A 12,022-nucleotide genomic window follows, 5' to 3' on the forward strand; every position below is an offset into this window, starting at 1 on the left:
CTCGCATTCGTTGTCAGTCCTGCGCGCTGGTGCTCACGAATGACAAATTCGCTCCGCTCCAGTGCTCATCCTTCCTAGACTGCAAAGGTTTTCTATCACGCTGAAAAGAAGACAAAGGGCTAAAATAAAGTTCATTTTAGCCCTTTGTCAACAATCTGAAACGAGCCAACATAGGCTCGTTTTTTTATACAGATTCTTTTTGTGTAAAGCGGTATAGATAAGTTACTGTGCGGAAGGCATCTTCAATTTTTGATAAGAATTCTTCATTATTCATTTGAATAACTTCTTCTCTAGGAAGCTGGATGCCGCAAAGGAGTTCGGCCTTTTTGACTGTTTGAACACGTTCAAATAGTGTTCTCAGCTGTTCAGCATCAAGTTCGCTGTGGCGGAGGACGTCCGGTTTCATATGATCCTTAGACCAAACAAAGTCTTGCGGTATTTTCTTTTGGATCGTGTCCAGCTCTTTTTCGAATAGTTGCCCATATTCACCTTTCACTGGAGATTCATAAATGAGCGCAAACCATACAAATACATGAGTTTTCCAAAGCCCAATTTGAAAATGAGGGAGCTTTTTATACCCACGCTTACTGTTAGCGAAAGCCACCCAAGTGTCATTTGGCGGGTTGACTGATCTTCTTGCATGTTTTGCCACGTGGACAAACATTTCGTCACCTGTAATAGAAGAAAGAAGCGGTGCAAAATGTTCACCAAGTGCTTCAAGCTTTGGACGGACTCTCTCTTTTAATACGGTCATACGTTCATCTAAACCGTCTACTGTGAATGTTTCAAAATCTTCATCTCTAAAACGCATTTCACTCATGTTATGCCTCCTGTATCTTTTCGCTGATCATATTTTATCATAGCTTGGGTCAAGCTCAAAAAAAGATGCACTTTAAAGAGAAAGATAGCAGGGATCTTGATTCGGCGTTTAAAAACTTCGATTTTGTGGTACATAACAAATAGGTAAAAACACAATTTTCAGAATGTCGTTGCGGTTATGCGATCGCTTCATACGATATAAGCAAGAACCATTTCTCTTATCGATTGTATTGTTATCAATGAAAACTGACAAGGAATGAATCATTCTCTGGAAGGGGCGTTGACCAGTGAAGCAAATCGTGAAGCATGGGTATAGACAAGAGAAGAAGAATCGCATCGCTGTGTGGAGATTAGAGGTTGATTATGAGCTTTCTACGCTTCATGAAGCCATCGAGCAAAAAGATGATATCCAGGTAGAACGCAGCAAACGAAAGCTTGAGCGCCTAAGAAAAGAATGGGAGCAGCTTCAAGGGTAAAACAAGGTGAGGTAAAAACGAACCAATTCATCGGTTCGTTTTTGTATGAAGCTGCTTTTTTCTTGCTTTTACGTACATAATATCAGTATGCTAATACAAATAGGTACTACATAGAAAAGAGGTTTACAGTCCGATGACAAACTGGGTGGAAATTGACCGACTTGCAAAGCTTTGGGTAAAAGAAGCGGGTAGCCGCATTAAAGCATCCATGCAGGAAGGTCTATCAATTGAAACAAAATCAAATCCAAATGATCTTGTCACAAACATCGATAAAGAAACAGAACGTTTCTTCATTGAAAAGATACAGTCGACATTTTCAGATCATCATATTTTAGGAGAAGAGGGCCAAGGGGAAGAAGTGACCTCTCTAGACGGGATAGTATGGATCATTGATCCAATTGATGGCACCATGAACTTTATCCATCAAAAACGAAATTTTGCCATTTCAATTGGGATATTTGAACATGGTGTGGGGAAAATCGGCCTTATTTATGACGTCATCCATGACGAGCTCTATCATGCAGTCAAAGGAGAAGGGGCGTATATGAACGATACCTTACTCCCGCCTTTAAAAGATGTTGCCATTGAAAAAGCCATTGTCGGCATTAACCCAACATGGGCGATTGAAAGCCCCCATTTTGACGCTAAGCCGTTTGCCCGTCTCGTACGCGATGTGAGAGGAACACGAACGATTGGGTCAGCTGCACTTGAACTAGCTTATATTGCAAGCGGAAGAAGCGATGCATATGTCACGTTAAGGTTAGCGCCTTGGGATTATGCGGCTGGATGTGTGTTACTTGATGAAGTAGGCGCTGTTTACTCGAATATTCACGGCGAACGCTTGACGTTTCTAGAGAAAAATAGCATTGTTGCTGGAAATCGATCCGTCTGTGAAAAAATCTTGCATGATTACATAAAGGGAAGCGGAAATAAAAAATAAACAACATCACTTCATGAGAATGAAGTGATTTTTTGTATTTGATGAAACTTTTTGACAAGTCAAATGTCTATACGAGCGAGGCCTTAATTTGAAGTAAAGGATTGTGTAGCGATGTTTGATTTGTTTAGTGATTTATCCCTCCATTTTGAAAGGTTTTTTATTTTAAATGAGTACAGTATCCACATGATTCAATGGTGTGTGCTTGGACTATTTGTCCTTTTTATTACACTTCCCATATGGAAAGAAAAGAAGAGTAGTTATGTATTTTATGCTGGAATCGTATTAAGAGTAGTTCTGCTAGGGAGTATGACACTTGAGATGATCCACCAAGTGCTAGCTAGACAGTATACGATCGAAACATTTGAAGTGCTGACAGATTTCATGCAATTTCTCATCTATGGATATGTCTTGCTTGCATCACTTTTCTATGTGATTTCTCTTCCTTATTTAAAAAATAGGGGCATGTTTTTTGCATTTGATTTATCTGTGTTACTTCTGCCTTTATGTCAAACGGTATTTATTGTGTTAGTTGAAAGCAAAAAGTTCTTTCTCAGCGGTGATACGGAGCTGGTATGGAGAAATTTGATGACCATTGTGCTTATGATTGGCTTTGCCGCTTTGGTACTTTACCTATTCTTTCGTTTGTTTTGGCATCAGAAGTGGAAAGAATTGCTGTTTTTCTATGGCCTGATTTTCGCTGCGCTGCTGTATATTTTTTATCCTTCTATCTCGAAGCATGAGCTGCAATCTTCGTTTAAATCCATTGTGATTTTAGTAGCGGCCGCAGGAAGCTTTATGACATTACATTTGTTATGTGCGTTACTACAAAACAAGGTGAAGTTGAGACAGTGGGGTGCTTGGGGAATTGTCGTCTTTTTTATGCTAATGCTGAACCCGATCCTAAATCTCCCACATATCATGTTTCAATTTACTAAAACGGAACTGACAGATACTTTCTCAGAAGAATATCGCCCTTTATCTGAAGCAAGTGCAAAAGCATTCGCTTCAAAGTTTGTACCAGCGGACATTTCATTATATTCAACGACTATTAAGCAGCCGATCTCTGATAACTACGTGTTTGCAGCCGATCAGTATGAAGTGAATGTTTCTGCGTTTACAGGTGAATTAAACAGCTATTTTTATCATGGTCGCGCAAAGGGTCAGCATTTGACCGATAAAGAATATAGGGAAAAAACCATTGAATTTTTTGAAAGAAGCGGCCGATCCGTTGATCTAGACCGCATTCATGTAGTGGTTGAAAAAGAAGACGGGGAGACAAGCGTTCTTCTTTTGCCAAAAATGTCTCAGAATAAAGATGAGAGCTTAGCGTTTGCCACCTGGAAAAAAGAGACGCTTGGACAAGCGCAATATGGGAACGCCATCTTTCAATTGAAGGATGTAGATGGGATCAATTTAACAAACAAAGAAATGAAAACGAAAATAAATCGTATTTATAAAAAGTTAAATTTACAGCCCCCAGCTTACCAGATCACAGACGTTGATGCTTTTTATTTTGAATGGCAGCATGAAGTGGCGGTAAAGACAGCCGATCAATCTGAATTTCTGTTTAATGGTTCAACGAAAGAATTGCTGAAAATACAGCTATCAAAAGCGATTCTTCAACAGAAAAAAGGAAATATCAGTGACGAAGATTTGTTGGAATTGATAGGGGAACAGTCAAAAGACGTGAAGATAGAAACAGGAACTCGTGAACACAAACAATATACTTTTCACGGATCATCAAATTTACTTCATGTGACGAGAGATGCCGATGGAATTGAGTTGAATTGGCAATCAGACTCTTCTTTACCGCATACGGTATCGAATCAAGAACGTGATGAAGTCTATCAGCAAGTTCTCAAAAAGTATGAACCTTATGCCATCTATAAAAAACAAATCAAGCCGGTGAGAATGATCGACAAAGACGGGAAAATGAGCATTTCGTGGTTTGTGATCATTCAAACCTTCGGATCGAATGAGCGGAAAATATATGAAGTAAATGGACGAACAAAAGAGGTGCAACGTTTTGACAGATAAAGAAAAACAAGCCATCTTTCAAGACTTATATGAATTGTATCAGGAAGGGGAGCTTGGAGAAGAGGCTTCTAACTGGATGAAGACGCATGAAAAGCAGTTTCAGCATTCTGTTAAGGGAAACGAGTTTGCTCCTGTCCACACTGAGGATCAGAGCGATTATCTCGAATTAAAACGCATGAAGTGGTTTATTTCTTCGTTATACTTCTTTTTTATCGTTTTATCAATTTGGATGACTGTGTGGTTTTATTTTTGATGTCTAGACCGACCAATCAAATTGAAAAAATATATGAAGAATATTTTCAGGAAATCACCAAATATTTATATCGCAGAACGGGAAATGTCAAAACAGCCAAGGATCTTGCGCAGGATGTATTTATCAAGGCACTGCATGGATTATCCTCTTTTAAAGGACATTCAAGCATTAAAACATGGCTTTACACCATTGCTTATCATACATTTGTCAACGACTATCGCCGAAAAGTAAAACGAACTTTTACGGATATAGAAAAAGCTGACTTTTTAGAGCAGCAGATATTCATGACACCTGAAGATCATTTAGAAACTCAAGCTGATATTCAAAGGCTGTGGAGCCATATCAATCAATTGAAGGATTCTTACCGAGAAGTCCTCATTTTAAGAGATATTCAGGAATTATCGTATGAAGAAGTAGCGGAAATTTTGAATTGGACTTTATCTAAAGTAAAGACAACCCTTCATCGAGCAAGATTAGAGCTGAAACGAAAGCTACATTGTGAGGAGTTCAACAAATGAACTGTTATTTGATTGAAGAACTATTACCACTTTATATAGAAGGGGACACGAGTGAAGAAACAAATCAATTAGTGAATGAGCACTTACGTTCATGCAAAAAATGCCTTCATCTATATGAAGAAATGAAAGAACCAGTGTCTATTGCAAAGTCAACAGATTTCATACCGTTCATAGATGAAAAAGAAGAAAAAAGAAAGTTTGAAAAGCGCTACTATGGAAAACTGTTATTACGGGCAAGTATCGTATTTAGTATCGTCTATCTCATCATGCTCTTGATTTATTGGATATAAGAAAGAACCCCCATCTGGATGAACCGGATGGGGGTTTTTGAGCTTAGTTCAATTTTTCTTTTGCAATTTGAACTGCATCATAGAACGTTTTTAATTGCTCTTGAGGAATTTTCTTAAGCAATTGGTTGACAACAAGTAATTCAGTAGAGCTGAATCCAAGACCTTTAGCGATTTTAGAATCAATTACAACGTTTCCTTTTTTGTCTAGAACAAGTGCATCACCAGCAAGATCAGCAATTTTGATCACTGATTTGAAAAGCTTTTCGAATTTAGTTGCTTCTTCTTTAGTAAGACCAAGTTCAACAGCTTTTTCTGCATCAAAAACTAATTTTCCTTTTTCGTTTTTAGTGATGCTTTCACTGAAAACGATTGTAAGAACAGCTGCGCGATCTAAGAATTTCTCAGCAGTCGCCGCTTCTTCTTCAGTCAAACCGAGCTCAACAGCTTTTTTCACATCAAATGTGTAGCTGTTGTCTTCCTCAACAAATGAGTTGATGAGAATGCTGATAACACGCTCGTTTTTCTCCAATAAATCTTTAATAATTTGTTGCTGCTCAAAAGGAATCCCTTTGAAAGTTGCAGCGCTTGCTTGCCCAGGAGCTACTGTTGTGAAAGTAAAAATGATAGCTAAAGCGAAAAATACAACAGAGCTGAGCGATTTGCTCAAAAACTTCTTCATGCTTCTTTTCTCTCCCTTTTCTGTTAAATTTTGTTGCAAGAACAGCATACCATGAGAAACTTTGTGGAAGAATAGGAAAAATGTAACTTTGTGTTTGATTTTGGAGAACTATAAAAGTTCTTGTCGAAAAATGGAGGAGTTCAGATTGCTTAGATTTGCCAACACTATATGAAATTTTTAGTTGAATCATTAGTGTTACATAGGTGGTTGGTCTTGTTTTTACCCAAAATAAAAGCCTTCTACATGTAAAATGTAAAAGGCTTTTCATAAATTTTATGATTGTACGTTTAATTTTCGTTTTAATGTAAATCCTGTACCCATGAAAATCATGGCGAACACAATACTTAGACAAATACCCAGCACGTTTTTTTCTGCAAGAGTTACCCCAATAAACGCCATACTGACAACCGCAAGTAATGCACATAATAATAGAAGCCATTTGATTTGTTTCATTTGTCTCCATCCCTTTTTTTAGAGTTAATATAAGTTTACAGAAAAACGATCGGCATTTAAAGGGGATTGTGATATAATATGAAAGTTATCTAATTATTTTAGGAGATGAAAATGTGAAACTTCGAAAAGACCTTCGCAACATCGCAATTATTGCCCACGTTGACCATGGTAAAACGACGCTTGTTGACCAATTGCTCCATCAAGCTGGTACTTTCCGTGCGAATGAAAATATCGCTGAGAGAGCCATGGATTCAAATGATTTAGAGCGAGAGCGCGGTATTACGATCTTAGCTAAAAATACTGCGATCCATTATAAAGATACACGCATTAATATTTTAGATACACCAGGACACGCCGATTTCGGTGGTGAAGTTGAGCGTATCATGAAAATGGTAGATGGTGTACTTCTCGTTGTGGATGCATATGAAGGTTGTATGCCTCAAACACGATTCGTGCTAAAAAAAGCACTTGAGCAAAACTTAACACCAATTGTTGTTGTCAATAAAATTGACCGTGACTTTGCTCGTCCAGCTGAAGTAGTCGATGAAGTCATTGACTTGTTCATTGAATTGGATGCAACAGAAGAACAACTTGAATTCCCAGTTGTATATGCATCAGCAATCAATGGTACAGCAAGTAACGATGCTAGTAAGCAAGATGAAAACATGGAATCGTTGTTTGAAGCGATTGTCAACCATATCCCATGCCCAGTCGACAACCATGAAGAGCCGCTTCAATTCCAAGTGGCGCTACTTGATTACAATGATTATGTTGGAAGAATTGGAATTGGCCGTGTATTTAGAGGAACGATGCAAGTAGGACAGCAAGTTGCTCTAATGAAAGTGGATGGCAGTGTAAAACAATTCCGCGTGACAAAGATTTTTGGTTTCCAAGGGTTAAAACGAGTGGAAATCAATGAAGCGAAAGCTGGAGATCTTGTCGCAGTATCTGGTATGGAAGACATCAACGTAGGTGAAACAGTCTGCCCGGTAGAACACCAAGAGGCTTTGCCGATCCTGCGTATTGATGAGCCGACACTTCAAATGACATTTGTTGTGAATAACAGCCCATTTGCAGGCCGTGAAGGAAAGTACGTGACATCACGTAAAATTGAAGAGCGTTTAGAACAGCAGCTTCAAACAGACGTAAGTCTTCGTGTAGATCCAACGGATTCACCTGATGCTTGGGTCGTATCAGGACGCGGTGAGCTTCACTTATCCATTCTGATTGAGAATATGAGACGTGAAGGATTTGAACTGCAAGTATCGAAGCCAGAAGTTATTGTAAAAGAAGTTGACGGTGTTCGATGTGAGCCTGTTGAGCGCGTTCAAATTGATGTACCAGAAGAGCACACTGGCTCTATCATGGAATCAATGGGCGCAAGAAAAGGTGAAATGATTGACATGATCAATAATGGTAATGGTCAAGTTCGCCTGATCTTTACAGTGCCATCACGTGGTTTAATCGGATATACAACTGAATTTCTTTCATTAACTCGTGGTTTTGGTATTTTGAACCATACGTTTGACAGCTACCAGCCGATGCAGTCTGGTCAAGTTGGCGGACGCCGTCAAGGTGTACTTGTTTCAATGGAAACAGGTAAAGCAACTGCTTACGGAATCCAAGGCGTTGAAGAGCGCGGTGTGATTTTCGTTGAGCCGGGTGTTGAAGTATACCAAGGAATGATTGTTGGTGAGCATAACCGTGAAAACGATCTTGTTGTCAACGTGAGCCGTATGAAACAACAAACAAACGTACGTTCAGCGACAAAAGATCAAACGGTTAGTATGAAAAAACCACGTATTATGTCACTTGAGGAATCTCTTGAGTACTTAAATGAAGACGAATACTGTGAGGTTACACCGGAATCGATCCGTTTAAGAAAGAAAATTTTAGATAAAAACGAACGTGAGAAAGCAGCGAAGAAGAAAAAGCTAGCAGGATTATCTTAATTCCATGAAGAATTAAAAAGATAGAACCCTGAAAGATAAGGGGAGGGAATCTTTTTGAATGATCAGGAAGTAAGTGAGAATCTATCCTTTTTCGCGATGCTGTTTCGTGTCGATGAAAATCCGCAGACAGGGATGTGGCTCCTATATGGCACCATCCTTGTTTTAGCGATTATTGTTTTTAAACTCGGATTTGCTAGACGTTTACCGATTTTAAAAGCACTTGTCATTTATTTGTTTTTGATTTTTGGTTGCACGTTTCTCACATTTCTAGGTATCTTCTTGCCAGTCGCAGAAGGCCTGGTTGTGGCAGCTGTCATTTTGATTATTTATAAAATACGGCTGCATCGTGCGAAAAAAGAAGGAACAGTAAGTACGTAAAAAAGACCTGAACTTGTGTCAGGTCTTTTTTATGTCTTCTGTTCTTTTTTTCCTTTTTTCTTCTTTTTCTCTTTCGTCGCAGGATCTTGATAAAGAGAGAATCTGCCAGTTTTGATGCGTGCCTCTGTCTTTACTTTAATTCTTTGTTGGCAGTCATCGCACATATATGTATGAATCGGTCGATTTCTTAACCGTTTAGCAACAAGTGTATCATCATTAATGGTTTCAAGCTTTTCACATAATGAGCACTTCACTCTCATCATTTTCACCTCACTTTGGTCATGCCTTCATTATAGCATGTTTTTTGAGCCACTTAAAATCAGCATAAAAAAGGCTTATATCACAAGAGATATAAGCCGCAGCGTGTAGACAAACCCTCGCATTCGGTGTCAGTCCTGCGCTTCGGTGCTCACGAATGTCAAATTCGCTCCGCACCGATACTCGTCCTTCCTAGACTGCAAAGGTGTTTTCTATCACGCTGAAAAGAAGACAAAGAGCCAAAATAAAGTTCATTTTAGCCCTTTGTCAACAATCTGATGCTTATATCACAATAGATATAAGCCGTTCTCATTATTTCTTCTGATTCATATGATGGTTTGATTGATCATTTTGGTTTTTTTCTAATTGCTTTTGATCTTGTTGTTTGAGCTGATGATTCGGATCATTTGTCGGATCTATTTCGTTACGGTAGATTTCATTTCGAGGCATTTCTGGCATAACACGGCCCACAATAGCTGCTAGTTCGTCCATAATTCCACTTACTGGCCTGCCAGCTTGTATTTCTTTGCCCATTTCCTTTAAACGGCTCACTGTATCAGGGTCAGCGACGACAACAGCATTCGCACCTTCTGGGTCATTTTTCAGTGCTTTGGCGACTGAATATTTAATGGTTTCAACTTTGCTTCTATCTAAATCATCTTTTACATCAATGCCGACGACAGCATACTTGCCGATGACGATCGCTGTTGCGTCATTTACATCTGCTACATGCTCAGTCACGTTCACTAGGTGCTTTGCCACATCTGTTGATGGGCGGGCTTTGTCAGTGTTTTTCTTGGATGAGTCTGATACTCTTACTAAATGCTTGTTTCCGTCTTGATGTTCTTGTGCCAAAGGCTTCTCTTGATGCTGGCAAGCGCCTAATAAAAGAATGGTTTGAACCATGAATAACGTCAAAAATAGTCGCATGTGTATTCCCTCCTTCACAAACTGCATGATTTATTTTATTGTTGAATTAACCTTCTAACTTTATTCATGAAAACATATATTTTAACAATCGTTTTTGGAAAGACAAGGATGAATGAAACCCCGATCAGGAGGCGAAGGACCTGAGTAAAATTTATGTATTAGACACAAATGTGTTATTACAGGATCCGAATTCAATCTTTTCATTTGAAGACAACGAGGTCGTGATTCCGGCCGTAGTGTTAGAAGAAGTAGACTCGAAAAAAAGATATATGGACGAGGTTGGGCAAAATGCACGACGTGTCTCACGTTTAATCGACGGGTTGAGATCGAAAGGGAAACTGCATGAAAAAATTACGCTGGAGTCAAAAGGAACGCTGCGTATTGAGCTGAATCATCGCTCTTTCCATGAGCTTCAAGAAATTTTCATCGAAAAAACAAACGATAACCGGATTTTGGCTGTTGCGAAGAATTTGAGCTTAGAGGAAGAAACAAAACCGGATGGCCGGCCTGTCATTTTGGTCAGCAAAGATGTCCTAGTGCGAGTAAAGGCGGATGCCATTGGTCTGCAAGCAGAGGATTTCTTAAGCGATCGAGTGCTACAAAATGAAGATATTGATAACGGCTATCACGAGCTCTATATTCCGACTGAGCAGCTGAATACATTTTATAAGCAAAATCAGTTACCGATAAAAGACGTTACCCAAACGCCATTAAACCCTCATCAATTTGTTATTATGAAGGGGAATGAGGGTGGTTCTGCTTTGGGGATGCTTGATCAAAAAGCAGAGCATGTGAAACGGCTTATTTATGACCAAGAACATATTTGGGGAATTCGCCCAAAAAATGTCCAGCAAACGATGGCGCTTGAGTTACTTTTACGCCGCGATATTCCGCTTGTGACACTTATCGGAAAAGCGGGAACAGGAAAGACACTGCTTGCACTTGCTGCTGGATTAATGCAGACAGAGGACCTCGGCATGTTTAAAAAGCTCATCGTGGCCCGCTCCATTGTTCCTGTCGGTAAGGACTTAGGGTATTTGCCAGGCGAAAAAGAAGAGAAGCTCAGACCGTGGATGCAGCCGATCTATGACAACCTAGAATTTTTATTTAACACAAAAAAACCTGGTGAACTCGATGCGATACTAGCGGGCATCGGTTCAATTCAAGTGGAAGCTTTAACGTATATTCGCGGGAGAAGTATCCCTGATCAATTTATCATTATCGATGAGGCGCAAAATTTAACAAAACACGAAGTAAAAACATTATTAACGCGGGTTGGTGAGGGAAGTAAAATTGTGCTGATGGGAGACCCAGAGCAGATTGATCACCCTTATTTAGACAGCTTAAATAATGGGCTCACATATGTCATTGAGCGTTTCAAAGGGCAGCAAATATCTGGACATGTCAAGCTTGTCAAAGGAGAAAGGTCTGGACTTGCACAGCTTGCAGCTGATTTATTATAGTCCAGACCCGTCATCTTATGTAATGATTAACTCTTTGACGCCTTTAATCGGCTGAGTGATGTTGGACTGATCCTCGAAATAAACGTGGATTGGTCCTTCTTCTGTTATAGGCTTTCCATTTTGGCTGAAATGGGCAATGCTATCCATCGCCTTAGAGAGCGGAACAGCAATTGTTTCTGTTTCTGTGACAAATTCACACGTCTCCGCTTGTTCGAGCGGTTCTGCATTTTTTATCATGTCGCCAAGTTTCATCCCGAAGCTGCCTGTGACAAGCCTTTCTTTTTCGTACTTTTTCTCTGTTTTTAATGTGGGTGGAAGTGTTTGACCTTCTCTTATGACCCGCTCTTGATCGAGTTCCTGATCTAGCTGCTGCTCTTCGTTTGCTGCACTTTTCTCAAAAAATGAATCCATTAAAAATTTACGGTCATCAAAAATCCATACACTCGGATCAATGGTGATCTTGTATTGTACGTTCCCCTTGATTTGAATAATGCTCATGTTCAAGACAACCCCTTTCCAACATAAATTATAGAAGTTTTCGCCCGCTTTGTCACTTTCATAAACATGCACTTCCTT

15 protein-coding genes are annotated in these 12,022 nt (G+C 39.4%); 9 read left to right on the plus strand and 6 right to left on the minus strand.

The window, feature by feature from the left end:
* Positions 1-184 precede the first annotated feature (184 nt).
* Positions 185-820: a DUF1054 domain-containing protein gene (locus MHH31_RS07080; RefSeq protein ID WP_045034227.1), complete on the minus strand. Its 636-nt coding sequence runs from the start codon at positions 818-820 to the stop codon at positions 185-187.
* Between the two features lie 286 nt (positions 821-1,106).
* Between MHH31_RS07080 and MHH31_RS07085 the strand changes: the two genes are divergently transcribed.
* From MHH31_RS07085 to MHH31_RS07110, 6 genes are all read left to right on the plus strand, one after another.
* The gene (locus tag MHH31_RS07085; RefSeq protein ID WP_008345085.1) at positions 1,107-1,295 is read left to right on the plus strand and encodes a hypothetical protein; all 189 of its coding nucleotides are present in this window, start codon (positions 1,107-1,109) and stop codon (positions 1,293-1,295) included.
* Between the two features lie 133 nt (positions 1,296-1,428).
* On the plus strand, positions 1,429-2,235 hold the full coding sequence (locus tag MHH31_RS07090; protein WP_039168628.1) for an inositol monophosphatase family protein: 807 nt from the start codon (positions 1,429-1,431) through the stop codon (positions 2,233-2,235).
* A 183-nt stretch (positions 2,236-2,418) separates the two neighbouring features.
* Positions 2,419-4,272, plus strand: a complete 1,854-nt coding sequence (locus MHH31_RS07095) for a hypothetical protein (RefSeq protein ID WP_342495410.1) — start codon at positions 2,419-2,421, stop codon at positions 4,270-4,272.
* Positions 4,262-4,525, plus strand: a complete 264-nt coding sequence (locus tag MHH31_RS07100; RefSeq protein ID WP_047946851.1) for a hypothetical protein — start codon at positions 4,262-4,264, stop codon at positions 4,523-4,525. Before MHH31_RS07095 ends, MHH31_RS07100 begins: the two co-directional genes overlap by 11 nt.
* Positions 4,525-5,043: a sigma-70 family RNA polymerase sigma factor gene (locus MHH31_RS07105; protein WP_342495490.1), complete on the plus strand. Its 519-nt coding sequence runs from the start codon at positions 4,525-4,527 to the stop codon at positions 5,041-5,043. The genes MHH31_RS07100 and MHH31_RS07105 overlap by 1 nt, the downstream gene beginning before the upstream one ends.
* Positions 5,040-5,333, plus strand: a complete 294-nt coding sequence (locus tag MHH31_RS07110; RefSeq protein ID WP_025207277.1) for a zf-HC2 domain-containing protein — start codon at positions 5,040-5,042, stop codon at positions 5,331-5,333. The genes MHH31_RS07105 and MHH31_RS07110 overlap by 4 nt, the downstream gene beginning before the upstream one ends.
* Before the next feature lie 43 nt (positions 5,334-5,376).
* Here the strand turns inward: MHH31_RS07110 and MHH31_RS07115 are convergent, their stop codons facing one another.
* Together MHH31_RS07115 and MHH31_RS07120 are read right to left on the minus strand one after the other, a co-directional pair.
* Positions 5,377-6,012, minus strand: a complete 636-nt coding sequence (locus tag MHH31_RS07115) for a hypothetical protein (protein WP_047946848.1) — start codon at positions 6,010-6,012, stop codon at positions 5,377-5,379.
* Between the two features lie 273 nt (positions 6,013-6,285).
* A complete protein-coding gene (locus MHH31_RS07120; protein ID WP_003211596.1) occupies positions 6,286-6,465 on the minus strand; it encodes a DUF5325 family protein in 180 nt (59 codons plus the stop codon).
* A 113-nt stretch (positions 6,466-6,578) separates the two neighbouring features.
* Between MHH31_RS07120 and typA the strand changes: the two genes are divergently transcribed.
* Both typA and MHH31_RS07130 read left to right on the plus strand, forming a co-directional pair.
* The gene (gene typA / locus MHH31_RS07125) at positions 6,579-8,417 is read left to right on the plus strand and encodes a translational GTPase TypA (RefSeq protein ID WP_012009833.1); all 1,839 of its coding nucleotides are present in this window, start codon (positions 6,579-6,581) and stop codon (positions 8,415-8,417) included.
* 54 nt (positions 8,418-8,471) lie between these two features.
* Positions 8,472-8,795: a YlaH-like family protein gene (locus tag MHH31_RS07130; protein WP_007499841.1), complete on the plus strand. Its 324-nt coding sequence runs from the start codon at positions 8,472-8,474 to the stop codon at positions 8,793-8,795.
* Between the two features lie 29 nt (positions 8,796-8,824).
* Here MHH31_RS07130 and MHH31_RS07135 read toward each other — a convergent pair whose 3' ends face one another.
* Both MHH31_RS07135 and MHH31_RS07140 read right to left on the minus strand, forming a co-directional pair.
* Positions 8,825-9,055 (minus strand): YlaI family protein, encoded by a 231-nt coding sequence (locus MHH31_RS07135; protein WP_096881360.1) that lies wholly within the window; start codon positions 9,053-9,055, stop codon positions 8,825-8,827.
* A gap of 310 nt (positions 9,056-9,365) precedes the next feature.
* A complete protein-coding gene (locus MHH31_RS07140; protein ID WP_342495411.1) occupies positions 9,366-9,983 on the minus strand; it encodes a YhcN/YlaJ family sporulation lipoprotein in 618 nt (205 codons plus the stop codon).
* A 140-nt stretch (positions 9,984-10,123) separates the two neighbouring features.
* On the opposite strand from MHH31_RS07140, the gene MHH31_RS07145 reads away from it, so the two are divergent.
* Complete coding sequence (locus MHH31_RS07145; protein WP_025207279.1) at positions 10,124-11,446, plus strand: PhoH family protein; 1,323 nt, start codon at positions 10,124-10,126, stop codon at positions 11,444-11,446.
* A gap of 15 nt (positions 11,447-11,461) precedes the next feature.
* On the opposite strand, the gene MHH31_RS07150 is transcribed toward MHH31_RS07145, so the two are convergent.
* Positions 11,462-11,944: a hypothetical protein gene (locus tag MHH31_RS07150; RefSeq protein ID WP_008345056.1), complete on the minus strand. Its 483-nt coding sequence runs from the start codon at positions 11,942-11,944 to the stop codon at positions 11,462-11,464.
* Between the last annotated feature and the right edge of the window lie 78 nt (positions 11,945-12,022).

The sequence above is a fragment of the Bacillus sp. FSL K6-1033 genome, from assembly GCF_038630765.1.
GTDB lineage: Bacteria > Bacillota > Bacilli > Bacillales > Bacillaceae > Bacillus > Bacillus altitudinis.